This is a genomic window from Allomuricauda sp. F6463D, assembly GCF_023015965.1.
GTDB lineage: Bacteria > Bacteroidota > Bacteroidia > Flavobacteriales > Flavobacteriaceae > Flagellimonas.
Window position 1 is genome coordinate 908,074 of record NZ_JALKAN010000001.1, and the last position, 24,159, is coordinate 932,232.

Below are 24,159 nucleotides of genomic sequence, written 5' to 3' on the forward strand. Positions count from 1 at the left end.
GTGCATCCGCAATGGTAAGGTTGTTGCCATATTAGAGAAAAACGACAACTATGAACTTTAATAATTTTACAATAAAATCACAGGAGGCCATTCAAAGGGCGCAACAATTAGCCCAAGAATTAGGCCATCAACAAATCGAGAACGAGCACTTGTTCAAAGCCATTGCGGAGGTGGATGAAAACGTACTTCCGTTCATTTTAAAAAAATTGAACGTAAACACTTCACTCCTTAATCAAATATTGGACAAGGAGCTTCAGAGTTTTTCAAAGGTTACCGGTGGCGATATAATGCTTTCCAGAGAAGCTGGGAAAACAGTGAACGAAGCCAGCATCATTGCCAAAAAATTTGAAGATGAATATGTATCTATTGAGCATTTATTGCTCGCCATTTTCAAATCTAAGAGCAAAATTGCACAAATATTAAAAGATCAAGGTGCAACCGAAAAAGATTTGAAAGCAGCCATTGATGAGCTTAGAAAAGGAGGTAAAGTGACTTCGCAAAGTGCTGAGGAAACCTATAACTCATTGGATAAATACGCCAACAACCTTAACAAAATGGCCGATAGCGGAAAATTAGATCCGGTAATTGGCAGGGATGAGGAAATTCGTAGGGTATTACAGATTCTATCTAGGCGTACCAAGAACAACCCTATGCTCGTGGGTGAACCAGGTGTAGGTAAAACAGCCATTGCCGAAGGTCTTGCACATCGAATCATTCAAGGGGACGTACCTGAAAACCTAAAGGACAAGGTAATTTACTCTTTGGATATGGGCGCACTGATCGCAGGTGCCAAATATAAAGGGGAGTTTGAGGAGCGTTTAAAAGCCGTGATCAAAGAAGTAACCTCTTCAGATGGAAACATTGTTTTGTTTATTGATGAAATACACACCTTGGTAGGTGCCGGAGGCGGACAAGGAGCCATGGATGCCGCAAATATTCTTAAACCTGCATTGGCCCGTGGTGAATTAAGGGCAATCGGGGCGACCACCTTGGATGAGTATCAAAAATATTTTGAAAAAGACAAAGCTTTGGAACGAAGGTTCCAAAAAGTGATCGTAGACGAACCTGATACCGAAAGTGCTATTTCTATACTCAGAGGTATTAAAGAAAAGTATGAGGCGCACCACAAGGTTCGTATTAAAGATGATGCAGTTATTGGGGCCGTGGAACTATCACAACGATACATTACCAACAGGTTCTTGCCTGATAAGGCGATTGACCTTATGGATGAGGCAGCATCTAAACTTCGAATGGAAATCAACTCCAAACCAGAGGAATTGGATGTGCTGGACAGAAAGATAATGCAGTTGGAAATTGAAGTCGAAGCCATTAAACGTGAAAACGACACAACCAAGTTGAAATCCTTGAATTTGGAATTAGCCAACGTCAAAGAAGAGCGTAACGAAATCTTTGCCAAATGGGAAAGTGAAAAAACCGTAGTGGACAACATCCAAAAAACAAAAGAGGATATTGAAAATTACAAAGTTGAAGCCGAACGAGCCGAAAGAAACGGTGACTATGGAAAAGTTGCGGAGCTTAGGTACGGTAAAATCAAAGACGCACAGGAGAAACTGGAAAAATTGCAGGACGAACTTGCAGAGCAACAAACCGCAGGCACTTTAATCAAAGAAGAAGTTACCTACGAGGATATTGCCGAAGTAGTGGCCAAATGGACCGGTATCCCCGTGAATAAGATGATGCAGAGCGAACGGGAAAAATTGTTGAAACTAGAAGACGTGCTCCATAAGCGTGTAGTGGGCCAAGATGAAGCCATAATTGCAGTTTCCGATGCCATCCGAAGAAGTAGGGCTGGCCTGCAAGATGAGAAGAAGCCTATAGGTTCATTCTTGTTCTTAGGTACTACCGGGGTGGGTAAAACAGAATTGGCAAAAACCTTGGCCGCTTATCTATTCGATGATGAAAATGCAATCACCAGAATAGATATGAGCGAATACCAAGAACGCCATTCCGTAAGCCGATTGGTAGGTGCACCTCCTGGGTATGTAGGATACGACGAAGGCGGACAATTGACCGAAGCTGTACGAAGAAAACCATATTCAGTAATCTTGTTGGATGAAATTGAAAAAGCACACCCTGATACCTTTAATATACTTTTACAAGTATTGGATGAGGGTAGGCTAACGGACAACAAAGGTCGTGTGGCAGATTTTAAAAACTCCATTATTATTATGACAAGTAATATGGGCAGTCACATTATCCAGGAGAAATTCGAAAATGCCGTAGATGTCGATAGCGCTTCCGAAGCGGCCCGTGTAGAAGTTTTGGGACTGCTTCGTAAAACCATTAGACCTGAGTTTTTGAACCGAATAGATGATATCATCATGTTCACTCCATTGAGCAAATCGGACATTAAAGACATCGTAGGGCTTCAATTGGACAACTTGAAGAAAATGCTGGCCAAGCAGAACATAACCTTGGATGCCACCAAAGAGGCTATAACCTATTTGGCCGCAAAAGGATATGACCCGCAATATGGTGCCAGACCTGTAAAACGATTGATTCAAAAAGAGGTGTTGAACAATTTATCCAAAGAGTTGCTCTCAGGAAAAATAACTTCCGATAGCATTATACTCTTGGATTCCTTTGATGAACAATTAGTTTTCAGAAATCAGAATGAATTGGTGAATTAATATCAAATCACCTACTAAACAAGCCCTTACTATGTTAAAGTAAGGGCTTTTATTTTGGAAAATACCATACAGTATCTAATTTTTTATATCTTAGATTCCTTCAATACCAACCTTTTACCAGAATGACCAAGAAAGCGGAAAAGACTACAGCCTATATCATTGAGACCGTCGCCCCTATTTTTAACAAGCATGGGTATGTTGGAACAAGTATGAGCGACCTAACGGAAGCCACGGGTCTTACCAAAGGAGCCATTTATGGGAATTTTGAGAATAAAGAAGCTCTTGCACTTTCCGCATTTGAATACAACCGAAACCAATTGCTAAAAACCATTGACGATAAACTGGAGATGGGTGCAAACGTGTTCGATAAGCTGTTTTCAATTTTGAACTTCTACAAACAGTACGATATTTTTTCCCTACCCTTGGGCGGATGTCCAATATTAAATGTTGGTGTGGATGCATATGCCAACAATAAGCTTTTGGCCGCAGCGGTAAAAGAAACCATTAAAGAAATTGAAGGCAAGATAGCCCTTGTCCTAGAAAATGGTGCTAAGCAAAACGAAATCCATCTTCCCGTTCCGCCCTTACAATTTGCGAAACAATTGTTCACTATGATTCAAGGAGCCATTGCCATGAGCACCATGACGCAAGACAGAAAATATTTGGTAAATACCACTACCTATTTGGAATATTTGGTAAAGCAAGAGTTAAAAAAATAACATAGTATTCTTTTTGGGATAAACCCGTCATTCCGACAGAGCGTAGCGACGAGGAATCTCATTTTTTAGAATTTGCAAACATATTTCTTAGTCCAATGTCATCGGGACGTTCGAAATAACATCTTAAAATAAATGAGATATCACTCCCCTTTCACCCTAAAGATCCAAGTTTTATAAACATATTTACCAAAAAACTTACTGTCCCGGGCCTTTCTGGCCTCATCCATGGTGTTGTAACGCTCCAAATACACATAATTATATTTATTCGAACTTCTGTAAAAAGATTTTGGCTCTAGTCCCATCTCCTTCAGCGTTCCCATAAAGTTTTCGAAGTATTTTTTTGTGCCGTAGACATTGGCAATCAGATAAAAGCCAGGTTGTAACCCATCTTCGCTTTCAACCTCTTCATATTTCTCATTGGGGCGTAACTTCACGTTTTGGTTGAGAACCCTGTCGATGCTGTCGCGTTTACGTTGCAGCTCTAATTGCCTTTTATCAAATTGTATTTGCGCTAGAGAGTCTTGTTCCAACTGTTTCCTTTTCTCAAGTTCCCTTTGCTCCCGCTCCATGCGTTGTTGCTCGATTTTCTCTTCAATGTTGTCAGGGTTTTCATTTACCATTTCATTTTTCACCAACCCCTTTTCTGGCTCTTCGGGCAAAATTTCCTTTTCCTTGACTTTTGTTTTTCCAAAATGATAAGAAGCAATAATTTCGAAAGTAGCATCTTCATCACTCAAAGAACTATCCGTGCCAAATTCCATAAGTCCCCCAACAGAAAATGCATTCGAAATAGTAACACCCAATCCTCCAGAAGGTCCATAAAAACTATTGTATCCTCCTTGCACCCAAAATTTTGATGTCGAGAACAAACCATTCAACCCAAATTGGGTGTCACCATTGGGAACTGATTTAACGTAAATTACAGGGCGTACATAGCTATCGCCCAAGCCTTCGGACAATAGTATAGGGAAATCATTGCTCAGCGTTCCCGTAACACTTTGAAAACTCTTCAAACTATCTCCGTTGTTACCCGAAACATTAAAACCTACGGCATTCTCCAAAGCAAGTCCCACACTAAATTGATTGATCATTAAACGTAATCCAGGGGTAAATTGCACTTTAAACCCTTCCAAATCTTCCAATGTAACTGGGTCTGGTTCATCTCCTGAAACATATCGCTCGTCGGCGACAGTTTGTTGAAAAGCAAATGCATTCAATCCCGCCATTAAACGAATGCCTTCATCCAATTCAAAAGTTTGTGCAAAATTTAGATTGGCACCCGTATATAAAAATATTCCTGTATTATGCTGCAAAAAACCCAAAGATGCTACCGAAGCTGTATTTAATTGATGTGTATAATTAACAAAAAGCGATGTTGGGTCACCATCAATGGATTGCCACTGCCAACGGGTCCAAACAGAAAGCGAATTGGGGTTGTTCCAGTCCAACGCATAAGTCGGGTTCAACAAACTTGCGTTAAATTGTGTCAGTGAATGTTGTCTAAGGTCAGATGGCAAATCAGGTTTTTGCCCCCAACTAACCGTGCATATTATCACGGTAAATAAACAAACCCATAATTTGCACATACGAGAAAATAAAAATTAAACGTTACTTTTAAACTGAAAAACAAAAATACAAGGGAAAATTTTGAAAAGAACTATGCGAACCATAAAACCTCTAATTGCGCTTACGATTATACTCATTGGAAGTATTGGCTGCAAAAAAGATACGAAAATTGCAGAAGACCCTGTAATTTCCACCTTTTATTTTATTAGACATGCTGAAAAAGACAGAACTGATTCAGAAAATCCTGATCCGGAGCTAAATCAGGATGGTCTGGACAGAGCCATTAGATGGGCCGAGGTATTTGATGCCGTTCCATTGGATATCATTTATTCTACCAATTACGAGCGCACATCAATGACCGCAGCTCCTACGTCAGTGAAAAAAGACATCGACATTACATATTACGACCCTTCTTCAATAGATATTGCTGAGTTTAAACTTGTAAATGAAGGTAAAAACGTTCTAATGGTCGGTCATAGCAACACTACCCCTATGATGGTAAACAAAGTAATTGGAATGGAAAAATACGATTCAATGGATGACACCGACAACGGTAGTCTATTTATTGTTCGTATAATTGATGGAATCCCAACGGATATTCGCTTAAAAATAGATTAGTTTTTTTCAACAACTATATTTTTGAGCTCAATTTTGGATAGCAGTTCAAGGCCTCCCTTATTATATAGTTGGCCAATTTCCAAAATATCCGAGCCATCCTCTTTGGGCTTGTAGTTTTCATAATCCACAAAACGTATGCCTTGTACGTAGCTTTCGTTATACGCTTTTCTAAAGCGTTGTCCACCGCCGTCTATATGAAAGCTATAGGCAAGATACTCTGGCTTAAAAGACTTCATATCAAACCAGTACATATACGTATCTTCAAAGTCATCACCACCACCTTGTTGGTCAAAAGTCACCTTTACTTTGTAATATTCCTTGTCCGCTATGGTCTCTGTGCCCAAAAGTTCCTTGTTTACGGCAGCATCGTTTAATCCATAGGGCAAACGTACAAAGTAGTGTACGGAGTTGATGGAGTTGGAATATACCACCGCCATGGAATCCTTAACCTTTACCAAGGAATCATTTATATGTCTTGTAAAATGATTGCCACGTTTCACATCTACTATCTTGGCAGAATCCAAATCGGATATTCGCGTATACACACGATCTCCATCTACGTTCTCAGAAACATATTTCATATCTCTAAAATCAAAAGTGACCTTGTGCGTCTCAAAGAGACTGCCGCCGCTGTCTGTAATAGAGTTATCCACAATTTCTTGGACTGTAATAGTTTTCTTTGGTTCCTCCTTGCAGCCTATAACCATAACCAGTGTAAAGGCAATTACTAATCTTTTCATGAGTTGCTTTTGGTACTTATTCGTAAAATCTACCGCAACATTACAATTTTCTTGGCAAAGAGTTTATATTTTTGTCCACGATGCAACAAAATATCAACATAAAAAATAAAAGAGCTCGATTTGATTACGAGATTTTGGACACCTATACAGCAGGTATTGTTTTAGGGGGTACCGAAATAAAGTCGCTTCGGTTGGGCAAAGCTTCTATTTCCCAAAGCTTTTGTGAGTTCAACGATAAAGGTGAACTATTCGTGGTCAATATGCAAATTGACGAATACAGTCACGGAGGACATTACAACCATATGCCCAAAGCGGTACGCAAGCTATTGCTGAACAAACGTGAACTAAAGAAATTACAGAAGGAAGTGACCACTACTGGGCTTACCATTGTCCCATTAAAAGTTTTTATAAACGACCGTGGTTTGGCCAAAATGAATATTGGTCTTGCAAAAGGGAAGAAACTCTATGATAAAAGGGAAACCATCAAGGATCGGGACAATAAGCGTAATTTATCCCGAATCAAAAAAAGTTTCAACAACTAATTCTTGTCTTCCAATAAAGGAACAAAACGGAATGAGCCGAATTCCTTTTTTTCAAATTCTTTTTCCGACTTCCGAACATACAAAGTCATTATCTGCTCATCAACCCCGACAGGAATCACCAACCTACCTCCCACCTTTAACTGGGACAATAAAGGTCTTGGTACTTCGGGAGCACCTGCTGTTACAATAATCCCATCAAAAGGTGCCTCTTCGGGCAATCCTTTATAGCCGTCACCAAAAATCATCTTCTTCGGTCGATAATTCATTTTATTGAAAAACAATCGAGTGGTCTTAAATAGCTCCAACTGTCGCTCTATACTATACACTTTAGCCTTCAAATGTAGGAGAACTGCTGTTTGATAACCGCTACCTGTACCAATTTCCAATATTTTGGCATTGGGTTTAACCTGCAAAAGTTCTGTTTGAAAGGCGACCGTATAAGGCTGAGAAATAGTTTGGTCAGCACCTATTGGAAACGCTTTGTCCTGATACGCATGGTCTTCAAAACCACTATCTAAAAACAAGTGTCTTGGAATGGTTTTTATGGCTTCCAACACCTTTTTGTCCGTAATCCCTTTGGCGGAAACAACTTCTGCCAAATTCTTGCGCATTCCCCTATGCTTGAGCGTATCCTTCATGGTCTATGGTCTGGTGGCACGAATTTATAAAGTTCCCCTAAAACAACGCCATAGTTCCACTCAAATTTTTATGCAAACTGACATCATATCCGTATTTTTGACAAAAACAGGTAATATGCTAAAAGTTGGTGTCCTGGGAGCGGGGCATTTAGGTAAAATACACCTAAGGCTCTTAAACCAATCGAACAAATATGAACTCGTAGGCTTTTATGATCCTGACGAGATCAGTGCTAAAAAAGTAGCTACAGAGTTTGGTTATTCCTATTTCGAAAACATCAACAATTTGATTGACGCTGTGGATGTTGTCGACATCGTAACCCCAACCTTGTCTCATTTTGATTGTGCCAAAAAAGCGATAGAAAAAGGCAAGCACATTTTTATTGAAAAGCCTATTACCAATACACTTGAAGAAGCAGAAAAGTTATTGGAACTTTCCAAAAAACACAGTGTAAAAGGTCAAGTTGGACATGTGGAACGCTTTAATCCAGCATTTTTGGCCGTTAAGGACAAAATAGAAAACCCCATGTTCATCGAAACACACCGATTGGCTGAATTCAACCCTAGGGGAACAGATGTTCCCGTGGTATTGGATTTAATGATCCATGACATTGATGCCATATTGAGCGTAGTGCCTTCGGAAGTGGAAAAAATAAACGCCAGTGGTGTTTCCGTAATAAGTAAATCACCCGATATCGCCAATGCCCGAATCCAATTCAAAAACGGTTGTGTGGCCAACCTTACCTCGAGCCGAATTTCGTTGAAGAATATGCGAAAATCACGTTTCTTCCAACGCGACGCCTATATTTCCGTTGATTTTTTGGAGAAAAAAGTGGAAGTGGTAAAAATGAAAGACGCTCCCGACAACCCTGGAGACTTTGATATGATTCTCCAGAATGCAGAAGGGGAAAAGAAACAAATCTATTTTGAAAACCCTGAAATAGACGTTAACAATGCGATTTTGGATGAGTTGGAAACATTTGCCGACGCCATAAACAACGATACTGACCCCATCGTAAGTCTAGAACAAGGTACCAACGCGCTTCGAGTGGCCCTTCAAATAATTGAGTCTTTTAAAAAGTAACGGATTGTTATTTACCACCATTCCGTAATTGAAAATATTTTAATTTTAATACTATGGAAAAAATAGCAGTGATCGGTGCTGGAACCATGGGAAATGGAATTGCCCATGTTTTTGCCCAAAACGGATTCAAAGTTAATTTAATCGATATAGCACAGACCTCTTTGGATAAAGGGCTTGCCACTATTACCAAAAACCTGGACCGCATGTTGGCCAAAGAAGTGATCGATGAAGACAAGAAAAAGACAACGCTTTCGAATATTAGCACATACACCAATCTAAAGGATGGAGTTGCCAATACGGATTTAGTTGTTGAAGCAGCTACAGAGAATCTGGATATCAAATTGAAAATCTTCAAGGATCTGGACGAAATATGCAAAGCAGAGACCATTTTAGCAACTAATACTTCCTCAATTTCCATTACCCAGATTGGTGCTGCCACACAACGTCCCGAGAAAGTGATAGGCATGCATTTTATGAACCCTGTCCCTATCATGAAGTTGGTGGAGATCATTCGCGGGTACAGCACTTCGGACGAGGTTACGGACACCATAATGGAACTTTCAAAAAAATTGGGTAAGATTCCTACCGAGGTAAACGATTATCCCGGGTTCGTGGCCAACCGTATTTTAATGCCCATGATCAACGAATCCATAGAAACCTTGTACAATGGAGTAGCTGGTGTAGAAGAAATTGACACGGTGATGAAGTTGGGTATGGCTCACCCCATGGGACCGCTACAATTGGCAGATTTTATTGGGTTGGATGTTTGTCTTTCCATTCTCAATGTAATGTACGACGGATTTAAAAATCCAAAATATGCACCGTGCCCCCTACTCGTGAACATGGTAATGGCGGGCAAACTGGGTGTAAAATCAGGAGAAGGTTTTTATGACTATACCGATTCGAGAAAAGCAGAAAAAGTTTCCGAGCAATTCAAATAAAATCCTATGGCTATTGTAAAACCTTTTAAGGCCATTCGCCCAACAAAGGACAAAGCTTTTTTTGTAGCATCACGCTCCTACGAAGAATATACCAACGAGGAATTAAAGGCCATACTCCAATACAATCCCTTTTCTTTTTTGCACATTATCAACCCTGGGTTCAAATTTGAAAAGAACATCAAAGGAAAGGAGCGTTTTGGGATGGTACACAACCGCTACTTGGAATTTTTGGAGGAAAATATCTTTCAAAAAGATGAGGAGGCGAGTTTTTACCTATATCAAATAGAGAAAAACGATTTTAAAAGTTTAGGGTTTTTTTGTGCTTGCAGTGTTGATGACTACAGGAACAATGTCATCAAAAAACATGAAGATACCATTAAGGACCGAGAAGAACTTTTTGCAGACTATCTCAATACTGTAGGCTTTAATGCAGAACCCGTTTTGATGACGTATGAGGATAATGCGCTTGTGGATGAAATTTTTCAGCGTAAAACAGAGCGAAAACCAGCGTATGATTTTACGACCACGGACAAAGTAAACCATAAACTTTGGAAGATTTCATACCCGGAAGGGATTAAAAGATTGGAAGGGGTTTTTGACGACTTAAATGCACTTTATATTGCTGACGGTCACCATAGAAGTGCATCTTCCAGCTTATTGGCGGACATCAAAAAAGCAGAAAACAAAAACCATACTGGGGAAGAAGCCTACAATTATTTTATGGCATACCTTATCCCAGAATCCCAGATGAAGGTTTATGAGTTCAATCGAATGGTCAAGGATTTGAACGGATTTTCAAAAAAAGAATTTTTGATTCAACTGGATGAGAATTTCAGAATTGAAAAAAGAGATGACGGTTTGTGCAAGCCATCTAAAAAACATGAGTTCAGTATGTATTTGGATGGTGAATTTTACACACTCCATTTACGAAAAACCAATCACAAGTTCACCGATGCACTGAGCAAGTTGGACACCCAAATCCTGTATAAGACGATCTTAGAACCTATTTTAGGGATTTCAGATCTTAGGAACGATAAAAGAATTTACTATGGTTGTGGCAAAAACATCCTTATCCAAATGAAGGATATGGTGGATTCGGGCAAATATGCCATAGGGTTCAGTCTTGTTCCCACCACAATTGAAGAAATTAAGACAATTGCGGATGCAGGTTTGGTAATGCCCCCCAAAAGCACGTATATTGAACCCAAGCTCCGTAGTGGGCTTGCTATTTATGAATTGTAATTGTATTGTTGTTTCTGCGACTCTTTTTTCAAAAAAATTCAGAATCCATTAACCACAATAATGCCGTATTAAATGCGGAACTACTTTAATAAAATTATGTCTGTAAAAGATAATCTGAACAAAATAAAATCCGAACTTCCAAAAAGCGTCACCTTGGTCGCGGTTTCCAAAACCAAGCCCAATGAGGATATTTTGAATGCTTACGAAGCAGGACAAAGAGTATTTGGAGAAAACAAGGTGCAGGAGATGGTTCAAAAATGGGAAGACCTGCCCAAAGACATCGAATGGCACATGATTGGCCATCTGCAGCGTAACAAGGTCAAATACATGGCAGAGTTCGTATCTTTAATCCACGGGGTTGATAGTCCTAGGCTGTTAAAGGAAATCAATAAACAAGCTAAAAAGCATGACCGTATAATTCCCTGCCTATTACAAATCCATATTGCGGAAGAGGATACCAAATTTGGTCTGGATGAAAAAGAACTATACGAGCTTATGGATTCTGACATTTTCAAGGCAATGGAAAACATAAATATTAAGGGGTTGATGGGCATGGCCACTTTTACCGATGACAAAGATCAAGTGCGCAAAGAATTTGCTCGACTTAAATCCGTTTTTGATGCGCTAAAAAGTAAACTCCCGCATATTTCGGTCCTTTCGATGGGCATGAGCGGAGATTATACCATTGCCATTGAGGAAGGTAGCACCATGGTACGAATCGGAAGCAGTATATTTGGGTCAAGGAATTATTCATAAACCATAAATTTTCCATGTACGCCATACTCGACATTGAAAGCACGGGAGGAAAATATAATGAGGAGGGCATTACCGAGATTGCCATCCACAGGTATGATGGGCACCAGGTAGTGGATAAATTCATCTGTTTGGTGAACCCAGAACGGGAAATCCAGCCATTTGTGGCCAAGCTCACTGGTATCAACAACAAAATGCTAAGGTCTGCTCCTAAATTTCATGAAGTGGCAAAGCGTATCGTAGAAATTACCGAAGGAACAATATTGGTAGCGCACAATGCTCAATTTGATTACCGCATATTACGTACTGAATTTAGACGACTTGGGTACGATTTTCAAAGAAAAACACTCTGTACGGTCGATCTTTCCAAACAATTGATTCCTGATGCAGAATCCCACAGTTTAGGAAAATTGACCCGATCCCTCGGAATCCCCATGAGCGACAGGCATCGGGCCAATGGAGACGCTTTGGCCACTTTAAAACTCTTTAAGTTATTATTGAACAAAGATTCCGATAAAAGAATCATCACCGAGGTAATTCGTGAAGAGACCCACGGCGAACTTTCCCCAAATCAATTGAACATGGTTTTTGAATTACCTTCGGAAACGGGTGTTTATTATATGCATGATAAAGATGGGGAAATCATCTTTTTGGGCAAGTCCAAGGACATTAAAAAAAGAGTGAACCAACATTTTACCAATGTGGGCAAACTGGCACGGAAACTTCAGAAAGAAACAAAAAAGGTCACCTACGAGACCACAGGGAGTGAACTTATAGCCATTTTAAAAGCATATTTGGAGCAACAAAGGAACAAACCTCGTTACAACCATGTTTCCAATAAAAAACTTTTCACCCATACAGTGGATTTTTCCCAAAATGGAACCGAACACTTAGTTTTGAAAGTGGAAAAAAATCGATGTCTTCACACGAAAAAAATGGCATTCAATGGTGTTGAGGCCGCAAAGAATTTTTTGAGCAAAATATCCGAAGAATTTGAGCTTTGTCCATCTTCTGTGAAAATAGACGGTACATATCTGCACCAAAAATCAGACATCCAGGATGAGGTGGAATGCAATAAAAAAGTATTGTCCGCCTTTGAAAAATATAGTATTCGAGAGAAGAATATTGCTCTAATTGATCGTGGCAGAGCAACTGGGGAAAAAAGCTTTATTTTAATAAAAAAAGGTGAGATTCAAGGCTTTGGATATGTAGAACTCAACCATCAAATCAATAATATCCCTATCTTAGAGTCTATAATGACCCCTATGAAAAATGATGAAAACACCATTTTTATAGTCGAAACTTATTTGAGAAAAAACAATAGACTTAAAACCATTCCCCTAAGCCTTCATAATTGAAAAAATACAAGTCACAAGTTAAATGGAAGAGCAAACTTCATGAAGTAATTTATGAAGCAGATACGCCATCGGGAAAATTTTTTGATATTGTTCTTTTTATCCTGATAATTCTCAGCGTTATATTAGTGATGCTGGAAAGTATTGAGGGTATTGACCAAGAATATCATAGAACACTACTGGTTTTAGAGTGGATAATCACTATTTTCTTTACAATCGAATATATTGCGAGATTGATCAGTATCAAAAAACCATGGAAGTACGTTTTTAGTTTTTATGGCATTATTGATTTCTTATCTACAATTCCATTATATCTCTCCTACATATTAGCAGGTTCACAAGTATTGTTGGCTGTTAGGGCTTTCCGGTTACTCAGGATCTTTAGGATATTGAAATTGGTCAAGTTTATTGGAGAAGCCTCGCAGTTAAAAACAGCTTTGAAAGCAAGTCGAACCAAAATTGCTGTCTTCATCTATGTTGTTTTAATATTATCCGTGATTTTAGGCACCTTGATGTACATTGTTGAAGGCAACGAAGCTGGATTTACAAGTATCCCACGGAGCATCTACTGGACGATAGTGACTTTAACAACAGTTGGCTATGGAGACATTACTCCTGTAACCAGTTTAGGGCAATTACTTGCGGCGATTATTATGATCTTAGGTTATGGAATCATAGCAGTACCCACTGGAATTGTAACAGCTGAATTTGCAAGAAGTAATAATACTGATGGTAAAAATGGGGACAAAGATGATGTAGTACACGTGAATACCCAAGCTTGCCCCAGTTGTGGTAAAGAAGGACATAGAGATGACGCCACCCATTGTTTTAATTGTGGACATCCCTTATGAGTACAAAGGTTTTAATTGCAGTAGTGGGGCCAACAGCCATTGGGAAAACCGCATTGGGTATCCAATTGGCAAAACATTTCAATACTGAAATAATTTCTGCGGACTCAAGACAATTTTTCAAGGAAATGGAAATTGGAACGGCTGTTCCTACTGCTCAAGAATTGGATGAGGCACCACATAATTTTATTCAACATAAAAGCATTTTAGAACCTTATTCGGTAGGTGATTTTGAGAAAGAGTCCATATCCCTTTTAAATAATTTGTTTCAAAAAAAAGATATTGTTATAATGGTCGGTGGCAGTGGTCTATATGTAGATGCTGTAATATCTGGATTGGACGAATTCCCACAAGTAGATCCTAATATCAGGGCAGATTTAAACCTCCAACTACAAGAACAGGGTATAGAAAGCCTTCAAAAAGAACTCAAGCAAAGAGATCCAGATTATTATAATACCGTCGATTTGGACAATCCACACCGACTTATTCGGGCATTGGAAGTTTCCATCGCTGCCGATAAACCTTATTCCTTTTTTCTTAACCAACCAAAGAAAACTAGACCTTTTAAATCACTCTACATTGGTATTGATGCGCCAAGGGAAGTTGTGTATAAAAGGATAAACACGAGGGTGGACCTGATGATGGAGACCGGACTACTGGAAGAAGCCAAAAAATTGTATCCGCATAGAAATTTGAACGCTCTTCAAACAGTTGGCTACAAGGAACTTTTTGAATATATTGACGGGCGTTGCACTTTGGAGTTTGCCGTTTCTGAAATCAAAAAAAACACGAGGCGCTTTGCGAAACGACAACTGACATGGTTACGAAAAAACAATACCATTTTTTGGATACCTTACCAAACCGAACCAGAAGCGGTGGTGCAAATGGTTACAGAACAGCTAAAAACCAACCCATATGCCAAACAGTAAATCTGTGATAGTGATTATGGGAGTCAGTGGCTCCGGAAAATCCAAAATAGGAAAACTACTTTCGGAAAAACTCGCAATTCCCTTTTTCGACGGAGATGACTTCCACCCTAAAGCGAATGTAGAGAAAATGGCATCAGGAAGCCCACTCAACGATGATGATCGCAAAGAGTGGCTCATCCTGTTAAATAAATTAGCTGTTAAATACAGGGACAAAGGAGCTATAATCGCATGCTCCGCACTAAAAAAGAACTACAGGAGCATTTTACGGGCCGAGATGGGCAATACTATGGTGTTTGTTTATTTGGATGGTTCGTTTGAATTGATAAAATCTAGATTGGAGAACAGAAAAGGACATTTTATGCCCATGGATCTTCTAAAATCTCAATTTGATACATTGGAACCCCCTTTTAAAGCAATTACAGTATCCATTGAAAAAACACCCGAAAAGATTATCAATGAAATCGTAAAGCAACTCTAAAAAAATGGAAGTCCGACTCTTATTGGCTGTTATTATTGGTATTGCCATTCTATTATTTTTGATTTTAAAGCTACGCGTACATGCGTTTATTGCATTGTTGATCGGTAGCATTTCCGTGGGGCTCATTGCGGGTCTGGATGCAAACCAAATTATAAATACAGTGCAAAAAGGTATGGGCGGGACCTTAGGTTTCGTAGCTACTGTGGTGGGATTGGGTGCCATTTTTGGGGGAATCTTGGAAGCTTCTGGGGGCGCCAAAACGATTGCCAATTTTATGATTTCCAAGTTCGGGTTAAAAAAAGCACCCGCTGCAATGGTACTATCAGGGTTTTTGATTGCTATTCCAGTTTTTTTTGATGTCGCTTTTATTATTCTTGTCCCCATGATGTACGCCCTTCAGCGCAAAACAGGAAAATCATTGTTACTTTATGCGATTCCATTACTGGCCGGGTTGGCCATAACACACGCTTTTATCCCCCCTACTCCAGGACCGATTGCTGTTGCAGACATCATTGGAGTAGATTTAGGATGGGTTATTTTAATGGGCTTTGTTGCCGGTATCCCTACGGCGTTAATCGCAGGACTATGGTTTGGAAAGCATATTTCGAAAAAGATTTTTGTGGAAGCTCCTGAGGAAATTGAGGATGAGAACCATCCAGAGCTTCCTCCAATAGTACAGACCTTATCCATTATAGGTTTGCCCATTGTATTGATTTTGTTGAACACAATTGTGGCGGCCGGAACATTTGGCACATTAAACCCAATGATCCTAAACACAATCGCATTGATTGGACATCCCTTTTCTGCGCTGATCATTGCCAATTTGCTGGCATGGTACTTTTTTGGACTACGGAAAGGGTTTACCAAAGATCAACTCCTTAAAGTTTCAACAAAATCCTTAGCGCCGGCGGGGACCATTATTCTTTTAACGGGTGCTGGTGGAGTTTTTAAACAGGTACTCACCGATACCGGAGCAGGTGAACTATTGGCGATCTCGTTGAGTAACGCAGGCATCCCTATTTTGGCCTTTGCATTTATTAGTGCAGCTATTGTGAGAATAATTCAGGGTTCTTCGACTGTGGCCATGATAACAGCGGCAGGGCTCGTTTCTCCCCTCTTGGCAAATGCAGCACTTAATTCCATAGAATTGGCCTGTATGGTAATCGCTATTGCCTCTGGAGCCAGTATTTTTTCCCATGTAAATGATAGCGGCTTTTGGCTGGTGGGTCAATATTTGGGGATTACGGAGAAACAGACATTCCGATCATGGACCATTATGACTACAATTTTAGCGTTTGTAGGTGTTTTCACAGCCTCTATTGTTTACGTGCTGGTATAAAAAAACCACCTCTTAAAATTAAAAAGGTGGTTTTAATAATGAATCAATAAAAGTATCTTATTGCTCGTTCTCGGCTTTCACTACAAGCCTAAATCCTTCACCGTGAATGTTTAGAATTTCTACCAAATCATCCTTTTTAAGATATTTTCTCAACTTGGCGATATACACGTCCATACTTCTGGAAGTAAAGTAATTATCGTCTCTCCAAATTTTGGTCAACGCTAATTCCCTAGGCATTAAATCATTCTCATGTAGTGCCAACAAACGTAACAATTCATTTTCTTTAGGTGATAATTTTATAGGCTCCTCTTCTTTATATTTCAAGAAACGTAATTTCGAATTCAAGTGGAAGTTTCCAATCTCAAACTCAAACTGCTTGCTATCTGCCAAAGAACTGGAGGCTTTTCGTTGCATGATGGCCTTCAATTTCATTAATAGGACCTCAGAATCGAAAGGCTTGTTAAGATAATCATCTGCCCCAGCTTTGTATCCTTTAAGCACATCTTCCTTCATAGTCTTGGCAGTCAGAAAGATAATTGGAACGTTCTCATTTTTTTCACGAATTTCTTTTGCCAAGGTAAACCCATCCTTATAAGGCATCATTACATCCAAAATACACACATCATAGTTGTCTTTTTTGAATTTTTCAAAACCTTCCATTCCGTTTTTCGCCAGAACAACATCAAAATCGTTCATGGTCAAATAGTCCTTTAAAACTATTCCAAAGTTTGGGTCATCCTCTACTAATAATATCTTCTTTTTTTCTGTATCCATAGTTCGCTTTTTAAATTAAAGGCAGTTTTATATAGAAAGTACTTCCTTTTCCTTTTTCACTTTCTGCATAAACCTCACCTTGATGATCATCTATAATCCGTTTTACGTAGGCCAAACCTAATCCGTGGCCTTTAACGTTATGTATATCGCCGGTATGTTCCCGGTAAAATTTTTCAAATACTTTTTTTAGAACCGCCTTGCTCATACCAGCACCTTGATCCTGGACCTTTATTATGATGCTGTTTTTCACCACCTCGGTGTACACATCTATTTTAGGAGGTTCCGGTGAATATTTCACTGCATTGTCCAAGATGTTCACTATTACATTGGTCATGTGCATTTCATTGGCCAGTACATCTGACCTCTCGGCATCAAGATGGTCGTTTACATATCCTCCCCTATCTTGAACAATCAGGTCGATATGCGCTATTGCATCAACAATGAGGTCATGCATATTTACCCTATCCTTATTAATGTCCAACTGGTTTTTTTCCAGTTTGGAAATTCTTAACACATTCTCCACCTGTGCGTGCATACGTTTGTTCTCATCACGAATCATACCCAAATAGCGAAGCACTTTTTCCTTGTCCTCAATGGACTTCGGGTTTCGTATTGCTTCTACTGCCAAGTTTATGGTTGCTATCGGTGTTTTAAACTCGTGCGTCATATTATTTATGAAATCTGATTTGATTTCTGAAATGCGCTTTTGCTTGATCAACTGATAAATGGCACTGGAATAAGCCAACATAATTATCAACGTAAACACCAACGACATTATGGCCATTCCCATTAAGGAGCTAAATATGTACTTTTTCATGCTTGGGAATGTCAACAACAATGAAAAGTTGGACACTCCTTCACTATCCTTAAAAATCGGCGCTTTGTACATTTTGGAGCCGGAAAATTTAAATTGCCTAGATCTGATTTTTGTGGGATATCCTTGGCTATACACCCCATACTCATAATCAGTATCTATATTCCTGTTGCTCAATTCTTGACTGAGCAGCAACTCCAATTCTTGTTTGGAAACCCTGTTATGGATGGGACGTGTTTTGGCAGCCTCCATAAAAACATCTTCCCAAGCAGCTTTATCAATACTGCTCAACCCTCCAATTTTTTCAGCACGCTGTATTGGCGTTAGGCTATAACTTTTACCATCTAGACCATACTCCTCTTTAAAAACAGCTTGGGTCCGTTTGCTGGTGAAGTTTTTGATGGTGGTTGTATCCTTATCTCCATCTGTATTTATATCAAAGAACGCAGAGGTTATATTGTAATCTTCTTCGAGGATTCCGTGTGAATAAAAAAGAATTTCATCGGAGTTTAGATCACGATCTACAAACAAAAAGTTTTTGTACTGTGTGCTCTTTGGCTCACCGATACTATCTGCAAGAGAAGCCAAACGATCCGAGTATTCTTTCATCTCCCGCATCTCTACCCTACTCGCTACTTTATCCAGTATGTCCGTAACTGTTCTTGAAAATTGTTCTTCTTTGTCGTTTATAGATGTTCTAATCCAATAAACCTGCACAAAAATTATCCCTAAAAGAGATAAGCTCATAAGAACAACCAGAAGAACGAATAGCTTCTTGTTCATTGGTGTAAAATTAAAAATTTAACATTTAGTAATTTTAGCGTTTAACCAAAACTTAACATAAATGTTAAAATTTAGATGATAATGCTAATAGTTTGAGGTGTAGTTCGTTAACCTTTTTTTTGGTTTCGTCCAAATCAAGGTTTTCTATTGTATAATGGGCCAATTTCCGTTTTTGTCCATCATCCAATTGGTTTTTCATCCTGTCAACAACTGCTTGTGCAGCTATTTTATCCCTATCCATCACCCGTTGTATTCGGGTTTCTACAGGGGCTGTTACTAAGATAGTACAATCATATTTGTCCTGGGCATCATTTTCAAAAATCAATGCGGTTTCCTGTATTACGTATGCCGACTCTTGCTTTTGCGCCCAATCCAAAAAGTGCTTTCCAACTGCGGGATGTACAATTCCGTTGAGTTTTTCCAACAAAGCTGAATCTTTAAAGACTCTATCCGCAATGTAAGTCCTATTAAGTGCATCACCACTATATGCCTCGTTTCCGAGTAAATCCGTAATTGCCGATTTAACCTCGGGCGAGGTGGTCATCAAATTTTTCGCTTCGGCATCAGAATCATAAACAGGAACGCCAAGCTTCGTGAACATTTTGGCCACTGTACTTTTCCCACTGCCTATTCCTCCTGTAATTCCAACTATCATCATTGCTGTTCCAGAACAAATTTTACGGTATTATCTTCCAACTTTACATCATATATTTTTTGAGGGCTTTGTGTAACCTCTAAAAATAAAGTGCTGCTTTCCGACCTCATTAATTGACCATAGTCCGCTACAACTTCAAAATCTGAGGCTGATATTTCTTTTAATCGTTCTATAGTGGCCTTGCATAACACGGTGACCACATCTGGGAATGTTTTTATACGGTAGCCTTCGGGAACATTAATTACCTTAACAGGAACATCGAACACTTTTTCGGAAAACTTTGAAATTTTGCCACTGACCGTTGCCCGACCTGTTGAAAAGATACTATTGTCCAATCCTTTGGGAAAAACTAAGCTTACCTCGTTGGTGAAGTCAGCACTTAACTCGTTTAACTGTACAAGGGAAGTTTTAATTGACTTTATAGTGTCAATCTCATTTTTTGGCCCTTTTACCTCCACAGAATCAGGGGAAACGTTCACATTCCCATCCAAAATATAATTCTGTTGAAACTTTAGGTCTAGCTTAGGTTGTATCGGGATTTTCTTTGAATCGACCTGATAAAGGTTTAACTCCAATCGGTTTCTATCCAATTCCAAAAGAGAAATATTTTGCGATAGCTGTTGATCCATTTGTCTTTTCAACACTTCCTCACTCATTATATAGTCTCCATTTTGAAACTCAACTTGTGACAAATCAATATCTATCCGATGTTTAAAGACTTGATAGTATAAAAATTGAAAGCCACTGGTCCTGAGCTTGGCTTCAATTTGGTTGTTCGAGTTTTTTCCCAATAATAAGGAATCGGGCAGATTACGGTAATTCAAGGTGAAATTTGCCCTAGATTCGTAGGTTTCGGAAAGATTACTTATAAACCAAGCCAAAAAAGAGCATAGCAAAAACAGTGAAAACACTTTCACTTTTTTTTTGTTGAGGCCGTGCAATACCTTTTTGAACACTTCTTATTTTTTCTTAAAAAATAGTTTGGGAAACAGTTCTTCTGGCTCCTTTTTACTAAAGTTAAGCAACATTGTGGACTTGAAAAAACCAATCCCATATCCTGTGAATTGGGTAAGAGCTGCATATATAGCCAAAAATGCCACTTTTAAATTTCTATTCTTGGTCAAAGCATCTAAAAATAAAACTACAAAATAGAACATATAGAGTAACAAGGGCAACCAAAGCCCAACAAATGACATTAGTATGGCTATGCACAATCCCAGCATGAACAAGGTTGGAAACCAATACGTAGGCTTCGCCGTTCCAGGATGCCATTTGTTTAAAATTGGTCGAACCATACCAAATTTATTCACCTGAATATAGAACTTGTTCCAGTCGATTCGCCTTTTATGGTACACAAAAGCTTTTGGGAACAATCTAGTCTCAAACCCTGCTTTCCAAATCCGGAAGGTAAGATCCGGGTCTTCACCTGGGTGTATCCTACCAAATCCTCCTGCTTTTCCGAAAGCTTCCCGAGAAATTCCCATATTAAAACTTCGTGGTTGAAACTTACCAACAGCCTTTTCACCACCACGTATGCCTCCAGTTGTCAAAAATGAGGTCATTACATAATTAATGGCCTTTTGCACTGTTGTAAAAGATGTATCGGCCGCATCCGGCCCACCAAAGCAATGCACAAATTTCTTTGTGAGCTCCTTATCCACTTCGGACAAATATTGTTTTGGGAGTATACAATCCGAATCCAGAATGATGAAATAATTTCCTTTAGCTTTTTGCATTCCATAGTTTCTGGAATCTCCAGGACCTGAATTATCTTTGAAATAGTATGAGATTTGAAGATTGTCCTGAAAAGATTTAACCACGTTCTCTGAACTTTCCGAAGAGCCGTCTTCCACAATGACCACTTCAAAATTTTCTGAAAAATCTTGCCTTTGTAGACTTTCCAATAATTCCCGAATTTCTTCCGGCCTATTGTACACCGGGACTACTATGGAGAAAACAGTGTTCATTTGAAACTGAAAAGCCACCCTATAAAAGGATGGCTTTCCTTAAATTTTTAAATGTTTATTTCGAAAATTCATCGATGACCTCTTGGCTCACTCCTGTATTGGAAAAGCCTCCATCGTGAAAGAGATTTTGCATGGTCACCATTTTGGTCAAATCTGAAAACAAAGAAACGGTATAGTTTGCACAGTCGCCGGCCGTGGCATTACCCAACGGAGACATTTTTTCAGCATAATTGATAAAACCATCAAACCCTTTTACACCCTGTCCAGCAGTGGTTGGGGTCGGCGATTGTGAAATGGTATTTACCCTTACCTTCTGTTCTTTTCCGAAAAAGTAACCAAAACTTCTGGCAACAGACTCCAAGTAAGCTTTATTGTCAGCCATATCATTGTAATCCGGGAACGTTCTTTGCGCGGCCATATATGTTAAGGCCACAATGCTTCCCCACTCGTTCATGGCCTCCGCCTTGTAAATTGATTGCATCACTTTATGAAATGAAAGTGCGGATACATCCCAACCTTTCTCGGTAAAACTGTAATTCTCGTCTGTATAGTGTCTTCCTTTTCTAACATTTACAGACATTCCTATGGAATGAAGCACAAAATCCAATTTTCCACCCAAAATCTCCATGGATTTTTCCACTAAATTTTTAAGATCCTCTTCATTAGTGGCATCTGCGGGAATAATTTCTGAATTGGTTTTTTTCGCCAGCTCATTTATTTGTCCCATACGCATGGCGATGGGAGCATTGGTCAGTACAAACGTACCGCCTTCTTCGTGAACACGTTCCGCAGTTTTCCAAGCAATGGAATTTGCATCCAAAGCACCGAAAATGATTCCTTTCTTACCTTTTAAAAGATTGTATGCCATAGTTTATTGCAATTGTTGATTGTGAGACAAAGATATTTAAACTATTTTGATTGTTAACATTCATGCGTATATAGATTTCTTTCCTGCAAACTTGTTTAGCAGTACGCCCAGCCTGTTTATTCCAATAAATACTGAAAATTAATTCTGGAAGTGTTATACTTCTTTAGTTTAAAAGCATGGTTGATCACATATCCTTATTGTAGCAGTTCCTTAGCATGGGCCAAAGCAGATTCGGACAGGGATTTGCCTCCCAACATTTCGGCCAGTTCCTTAACACGCTCATCCATATTCAACTGTTTAATATGGGTGCTTGTTCCTTCTGGTCCTTCTTCTTTGTACACCTTAAATTGATAACTTCCCTTTGATGCGACCTGTGGTAAGTGGGTAATGGAGAATACCTGCATATTTTCACTCATCTGTTGCATAATTTCTCCCATTCGGTTTGAAATCTCACCAGAAACTCCAGTGTCAATCTCATCGAACATCATAGTTGGTAGATTTTCATATACAGCTAAAATGGATTTAATGGTCAGCATAATACGTGAAAGTTCCCCACCGGATGCCACTTTTTTAAGTTCACCATAGTTAGAGCCCTTGTTGGCGGAAAACAAGAATGTTAAATCATCTTTCCCATTGACCTTGAACGATTTGGATGGGCTTACCTCAATATTAAAACTCGCCGATGGCATACCTAAAGATGTAAGGTTTTTTTGCAGGGTTTCTTTTAACCGAGGAATCACGGATTTTCTACCAGCGCTAATTTTATTTGCCCAAACATCCACTTTTTTGGTAATAGCTTCGACCTCTTTTCTTTTTTCTTTGATATTGGACTCAATATTGGCCACTGCGTCCACCTTTTTAGCCAATTCCTCTCGAATGGCAATTAAATCGGATACGGTATCGGTGTGGTGTTTTTTCTGAAGATCGTACAATTGTTGTAACTGTCCGTTCACCACTTCCAATTGTTCCGGATTGGCCTCTACCCCATCTTTTAACTGTTCGAGTTCGGAAGAAATATCATCAGTTTCAATCAATACCGATTGAATCCTATCGCTCAAAGATTTATACTCCGTTCCAAAATCCGATAGATTTTGAAAAGCTCTTTTTAAATCGGTAAGTCTTCCCACAATACCCAATTGCTCATCCGATAACAATTGATGCCCTGTGGATAACTGCTCCATTATCTGTTCTACATTGCTAAGCTGCTCATATTCGGCCTCCAACGCTTCCTGCATGCCTTCTTTAAGCTTAGCATCCTCCAATTCTTTAAGTAAAAAACTATTGTAATCGTGCTCTTTATCCGCAGTTGTCTGAAAATCCTCCATTTTATGAAGCTCACTGGACGCAATTTTCAATTTGTCCAATTCTTCAGTATACCTAGAAATATTATCATTGTTATTAGACAAAGCATCTAGCACTTTCATCTGAAAATCGTTCTCAGTGAGGCGCATGGTCTGGTGCTGGGAATGTACATCCACCAATTGGTCCCCCAGGGCTCGCATCACATCCAAAGTAACAGGGGAATCATTTACAAACGCCCGGGACTTGCCGCTTGGCAATATCTCCCTACGAAGAATCGTCGTATGCTCATAATCCAAATCATTTTCTTCAAAAAAAGGATAGAGTTGGTATTTGGAAATATCAAACTCCGCCTCTATTACACATTTTTGCTCCTTGTTCTTAAGTGAAGACAGGTCGGCACGTTTGCCCAATACCATGGATAGTCCTCCCAAAAGTATTGATTTTCCAGCCCCGGTCTCCCCTGTAATAGTGGTAAACCCGTTGGAAAACGATACACTTACATCATCAATAAGTGCGAAATTTTGAATGGATAGATTTACTAGCAATATTGAAGATT

At 39.2% G+C, this 24,159-nt stretch carries 23 protein-coding genes; 13 read left to right on the plus strand and 10 right to left on the minus strand.

Annotated features, from left to right (window positions below):
• The first annotated feature begins 50 nt into the window (after positions 1-50).
• The gene (gene clpB, locus MWU56_RS03935; RefSeq protein WP_247042450.1) at positions 51-2,651 is read left to right on the plus strand and encodes an ATP-dependent chaperone ClpB; all 2,601 of its coding nucleotides are present in this window, start codon (positions 51-53) and stop codon (positions 2,649-2,651) included.
• Positions 2,652-2,773: 122 nt separating this feature from the next.
• Positions 2,774-3,370, plus strand: a complete 597-nt coding sequence (locus MWU56_RS03940; protein WP_247042451.1) for a TetR/AcrR family transcriptional regulator — start codon at positions 2,774-2,776, stop codon at positions 3,368-3,370.
• A 140-nt stretch (positions 3,371-3,510) separates the two neighbouring features.
• On the opposite strand, the gene MWU56_RS03945 is transcribed toward MWU56_RS03940, so the two are convergent.
• The gene (locus MWU56_RS03945) at positions 3,511-4,956 is read right to left on the minus strand and encodes a PorP/SprF family type IX secretion system membrane protein (RefSeq protein WP_247042458.1); all 1,446 of its coding nucleotides are present in this window, start codon (positions 4,954-4,956) and stop codon (positions 3,511-3,513) included.
• Positions 4,957-5,029: 73 nt separating this feature from the next.
• Between MWU56_RS03945 and MWU56_RS03950 the strand changes: the two genes are divergently transcribed.
• A complete protein-coding gene (locus MWU56_RS03950) occupies positions 5,030-5,554 on the plus strand; it encodes a SixA phosphatase family protein (RefSeq protein ID WP_247042460.1) in 525 nt (174 codons plus the stop codon).
• Here the strand turns inward: MWU56_RS03950 and MWU56_RS03955 are convergent.
• Positions 5,551-6,294 (minus strand): DUF6503 family protein, encoded by a 744-nt coding sequence (locus tag MWU56_RS03955; RefSeq protein WP_247042462.1) that lies wholly within the window; start codon positions 6,292-6,294, stop codon positions 5,551-5,553. The genes MWU56_RS03950 and MWU56_RS03955 overlap by 4 nt on opposite strands.
• Before the next feature lie 80 nt (positions 6,295-6,374).
• Between MWU56_RS03955 and smpB the strand changes: the two genes are divergently transcribed.
• Positions 6,375-6,836 carry an SsrA-binding protein SmpB gene (gene smpB, locus MWU56_RS03960; RefSeq protein WP_247042464.1) on the plus strand — a complete coding sequence of 154 codons (462 nt, stop codon included), beginning with the start codon at positions 6,375-6,377 and terminating at the stop codon, positions 6,834-6,836.
• Here smpB and MWU56_RS03965 read toward each other — a convergent pair.
• Positions 6,833-7,474 (minus strand): protein-L-isoaspartate(D-aspartate) O-methyltransferase, encoded by a 642-nt coding sequence (locus tag MWU56_RS03965; protein WP_247042465.1) that lies wholly within the window; start codon positions 7,472-7,474, stop codon positions 6,833-6,835. The genes smpB and MWU56_RS03965 overlap by 4 nt on opposite strands.
• 115 nt (positions 7,475-7,589) lie before the next feature.
• Here MWU56_RS03965 and MWU56_RS03970 point away from each other — a divergent pair, with 115 nt between their 5' ends.
• The 9 genes from MWU56_RS03970 to MWU56_RS04010 all read left to right on the plus strand — a co-directional run bounded on the left by MWU56_RS03970 (position 7,590) and on the right by MWU56_RS04010 (position 16,440).
• Positions 7,590-8,555, plus strand: coding sequence for a Gfo/Idh/MocA family protein (locus MWU56_RS03970; RefSeq protein ID WP_247043698.1), 966 nt, complete (start codon positions 7,590-7,592; stop codon positions 8,553-8,555).
• Positions 8,556-8,608: 53 nt separating this feature from the next.
• Positions 8,609-9,496, plus strand: a complete 888-nt coding sequence (locus MWU56_RS03975) for a 3-hydroxyacyl-CoA dehydrogenase family protein (protein ID WP_247042466.1) — start codon at positions 8,609-8,611, stop codon at positions 9,494-9,496.
• A gap of 6 nt (positions 9,497-9,502) precedes the next feature.
• Complete coding sequence (locus tag MWU56_RS03980; protein WP_247042467.1) at positions 9,503-10,738, plus strand: DUF1015 domain-containing protein; 1,236 nt, start codon at positions 9,503-9,505, stop codon at positions 10,736-10,738.
• 72 nt (positions 10,739-10,810) lie between these two features.
• Entirely contained in the window at positions 10,811-11,494 is a 684-nt protein-coding gene (locus tag MWU56_RS03985) for a YggS family pyridoxal phosphate-dependent enzyme (RefSeq protein ID WP_262917774.1), read from the plus strand.
• A gap of 14 nt (positions 11,495-11,508) precedes the next feature.
• The gene (locus MWU56_RS03990) at positions 11,509-12,849 is read left to right on the plus strand and encodes an exonuclease domain-containing protein (protein WP_247042474.1); all 1,341 of its coding nucleotides are present in this window, start codon (positions 11,509-11,511) and stop codon (positions 12,847-12,849) included.
• The gene (locus MWU56_RS03995; RefSeq protein ID WP_247042478.1) at positions 12,846-13,697 is read left to right on the plus strand and encodes an ion transporter; all 852 of its coding nucleotides are present in this window, start codon (positions 12,846-12,848) and stop codon (positions 13,695-13,697) included. The genes MWU56_RS03990 and MWU56_RS03995 overlap by 4 nt, the downstream gene beginning before the upstream one ends.
• Entirely contained in the window at positions 13,694-14,623 is a 930-nt protein-coding gene (gene miaA / locus MWU56_RS04000) for a tRNA (adenosine(37)-N6)-dimethylallyltransferase MiaA (RefSeq protein WP_247042480.1), read from the plus strand. The genes MWU56_RS03995 and miaA overlap by 4 nt, the downstream gene beginning before the upstream one ends.
• The gene (locus tag MWU56_RS04005; protein ID WP_247042482.1) at positions 14,610-15,101 is read left to right on the plus strand and encodes a gluconokinase; all 492 of its coding nucleotides are present in this window, start codon (positions 14,610-14,612) and stop codon (positions 15,099-15,101) included. Before miaA ends, MWU56_RS04005 begins: the two co-directional genes overlap by 14 nt.
• A gap of 4 nt (positions 15,102-15,105) precedes the next feature.
• Positions 15,106-16,440: a GntP family permease gene (locus MWU56_RS04010; protein WP_247042483.1), complete on the plus strand. Its 1,335-nt coding sequence runs from the start codon at positions 15,106-15,108 to the stop codon at positions 16,438-16,440.
• Positions 16,441-16,497: 57 nt separating this feature from the next.
• On the opposite strand, the gene MWU56_RS04015 is transcribed toward MWU56_RS04010, so the two are convergent.
• The 7 genes from MWU56_RS04015 to recN all read right to left on the minus strand — a co-directional run bounded on the left by MWU56_RS04015 (position 16,498) and on the right by recN (position 24,148).
• Complete coding sequence (locus MWU56_RS04015; protein WP_247042485.1) at positions 16,498-17,214, minus strand: response regulator transcription factor; 717 nt, start codon at positions 17,212-17,214, stop codon at positions 16,498-16,500.
• 10 nt (positions 17,215-17,224) lie between these two features.
• Complete coding sequence (locus MWU56_RS04020; protein ID WP_247042492.1) at positions 17,225-18,811, minus strand: sensor histidine kinase; 1,587 nt, start codon at positions 18,809-18,811, stop codon at positions 17,225-17,227.
• Positions 18,812-18,875: 64 nt separating this feature from the next.
• Positions 18,876-19,469: a dephospho-CoA kinase gene (gene coaE / locus MWU56_RS04025; protein ID WP_247042494.1), complete on the minus strand. Its 594-nt coding sequence runs from the start codon at positions 19,467-19,469 to the stop codon at positions 18,876-18,878.
• Positions 19,466-20,422: a YbbR-like domain-containing protein gene (locus MWU56_RS04030; protein ID WP_247042496.1), complete on the minus strand. Its 957-nt coding sequence runs from the start codon at positions 20,420-20,422 to the stop codon at positions 19,466-19,468. The genes coaE and MWU56_RS04030 overlap by 4 nt, the downstream gene beginning before the upstream one ends.
• 3 nt (positions 20,423-20,425) lie before the next feature.
• The gene (locus tag MWU56_RS04035) at positions 20,426-21,433 is read right to left on the minus strand and encodes a glycosyltransferase (protein ID WP_247042498.1); all 1,008 of its coding nucleotides are present in this window, start codon (positions 21,431-21,433) and stop codon (positions 20,426-20,428) included.
• A gap of 55 nt (positions 21,434-21,488) precedes the next feature.
• Positions 21,489-22,301, minus strand: a complete 813-nt coding sequence (locus MWU56_RS04040) for an enoyl-ACP reductase (protein WP_247042500.1) — start codon at positions 22,299-22,301, stop codon at positions 21,489-21,491.
• A 194-nt stretch (positions 22,302-22,495) separates the two neighbouring features.
• Entirely contained in the window at positions 22,496-24,148 is a 1,653-nt protein-coding gene (gene recN / locus MWU56_RS04045) for a DNA repair protein RecN (RefSeq protein WP_247042505.1), read from the minus strand.
• Positions 24,149-24,159: the final 11 nt, after the last annotated feature.

Bases quoted from the DNA above. Each gene is read 5' to 3' on its own strand.
- clpB (WP_247042450.1), top strand. From the start codon at position 51: ATGAACTTTAATAATTTTACAATAAAATCACAGGAGGCCATTCAAAGG.
- MWU56_RS03940 (WP_247042451.1), top strand. From the start codon at position 2,774: ATGACCAAGAAAGCGGAAAAGACTACAGCCTATATCATTGAGACCGTC.
- MWU56_RS03945 (WP_247042458.1), bottom strand. From the start codon at position 4,956: ATGTGCAAATTATGGGTTTGTTTATTTACCGTGATAATATGCACGGTT.
- MWU56_RS03950 (WP_247042460.1), top strand. From the start codon at position 5,030: ATGCGAACCATAAAACCTCTAATTGCGCTTACGATTATACTCATTGGA.
- MWU56_RS03955 (WP_247042462.1), bottom strand. From the start codon at position 6,294: ATGAAAAGATTAGTAATTGCCTTTACACTGGTTATGGTTATAGGCTGC.
- smpB (WP_247042464.1), top strand. From the start codon at position 6,375: ATGCAACAAAATATCAACATAAAAAATAAAAGAGCTCGATTTGATTAC.
- MWU56_RS03965 (WP_247042465.1), bottom strand. From the start codon at position 7,474: ATGAAGGATACGCTCAAGCATAGGGGAATGCGCAAGAATTTGGCAGAA.
- MWU56_RS03970 (WP_247043698.1), top strand. From the start codon at position 7,590: ATGCTAAAAGTTGGTGTCCTGGGAGCGGGGCATTTAGGTAAAATACAC.
- MWU56_RS03975 (WP_247042466.1), top strand. From the start codon at position 8,609: ATGGAAAAAATAGCAGTGATCGGTGCTGGAACCATGGGAAATGGAATT.
- MWU56_RS03980 (WP_247042467.1), top strand. From the start codon at position 9,503: ATGGCTATTGTAAAACCTTTTAAGGCCATTCGCCCAACAAAGGACAAA.
- MWU56_RS03985 (WP_262917774.1), top strand. From the start codon at position 10,811: ATGCGGAACTACTTTAATAAAATTATGTCTGTAAAAGATAATCTGAAC.
- MWU56_RS03990 (WP_247042474.1), top strand. From the start codon at position 11,509: ATGTACGCCATACTCGACATTGAAAGCACGGGAGGAAAATATAATGAG.
- miaA (WP_247042480.1), top strand. From the start codon at position 13,694: ATGAGTACAAAGGTTTTAATTGCAGTAGTGGGGCCAACAGCCATTGGG.
- MWU56_RS04005 (WP_247042482.1), top strand. From the start codon at position 14,610: ATGCCAAACAGTAAATCTGTGATAGTGATTATGGGAGTCAGTGGCTCC.
- MWU56_RS04010 (WP_247042483.1), top strand. From the start codon at position 15,106: ATGGAAGTCCGACTCTTATTGGCTGTTATTATTGGTATTGCCATTCTA.
- MWU56_RS04015 (WP_247042485.1), bottom strand. From the start codon at position 17,214: ATGGATACAGAAAAAAAGAAGATATTATTAGTAGAGGATGACCCAAAC.
- MWU56_RS04020 (WP_247042492.1), bottom strand. From the start codon at position 18,811: ATGAACAAGAAGCTATTCGTTCTTCTGGTTGTTCTTATGAGCTTATCT.
- coaE (WP_247042494.1), bottom strand. From the start codon at position 19,469: ATGATGATAGTTGGAATTACAGGAGGAATAGGCAGTGGGAAAAGTACA.
- MWU56_RS04035 (WP_247042498.1), bottom strand. From the start codon at position 21,433: ATGAACACTGTTTTCTCCATAGTAGTCCCGGTGTACAATAGGCCGGAA.
- MWU56_RS04040 (WP_247042500.1), bottom strand. From the start codon at position 22,301: ATGGCATACAATCTTTTAAAAGGTAAGAAAGGAATCATTTTCGGTGCT.